1 protein-coding gene is annotated in these 771 nt (G+C 44.5%); it reads right to left on the bottom strand.

What is annotated here, in order from left to right; translation table 11 throughout:
• A partial coding sequence (locus tag A9260_RS15110) for an IS256 family transposase (RefSeq protein WP_156684071.1) occupies nt 1-707 on the bottom strand: 707 nt, incomplete at its 3' end.
• Between the last annotated feature and the right edge of the window lie 64 nt (nt 708-771).

Below are 771 nucleotides of genomic sequence, written 5' to 3'. Positions count from 1 at the left end.
CCTTTGAGGCCATCCACGCAAGCTATAAGTATATCCTCAACGCCACGTTGGTTAAGCTCTGTCAAAACATTGAGCCAGAACTTTGCGCCTTCATTTTCTGCTATCCACATGCCCATCAATTCTTTTTGCCCGTCAGTATTAATTCCAAGGGCAAGAAAGATGGATTTGTTGATAATACGTTTATCTTGACGCACCTTAATCACAATGCAGTCAAGGTATACGATGGGGTAAAGGGCATCAAGCGGACGGGACTGCCACTCAACAATTTCATCGATGACGGCGTTTGTCACTCGCGAAACGAGACTCGGTGAAATCTCAGCACCGTACCATTCCTCAAAGGCATTGACGATGTCACGCGTGCTCATGCCTTGCGCGTAGAGCCACAGAATCTTATCGTCCATAGATGTAAATCGAGATTGGTGTTTTTTAACGAGCTTAGGATCGAAAGAGCCATTGCGATCACGAGGTGTATCGAGTTCGAACTCCCCATCTTCGGTTTTGATCCGCTTGCTGCTCTTTCCGTTACGGCTGTTTTTTGATTTGGATTGTTGGTGTTTTTCGTAGCCAAGATGCTCATCCATTTCAGCATTGAGAGCTGCTTCAACAGTGATCTTTTTGAGCATCTGACTGAATTCGGTTAAATCTTCAGGGCTTTTAATTCCTTTTGCTGCTTCTTTAGCAAAAGCTTCAAGTGCTTTCTTATCCATGTTGCCTTTCCTTAGCCATTACGGCATTAAGTGTAGGCAGTTACACAGAATTTAGGACAGTCTC

It is taken from the genome of Vibrio sp. UCD-FRSSP16_30, from assembly GCF_001676025.1.
Classification (GTDB): domain Bacteria; phylum Pseudomonadota; class Gammaproteobacteria; order Enterobacterales; family Vibrionaceae; genus Vibrio.
This window is presented reverse-complemented; position numbering and strand designations above follow the sequence as displayed.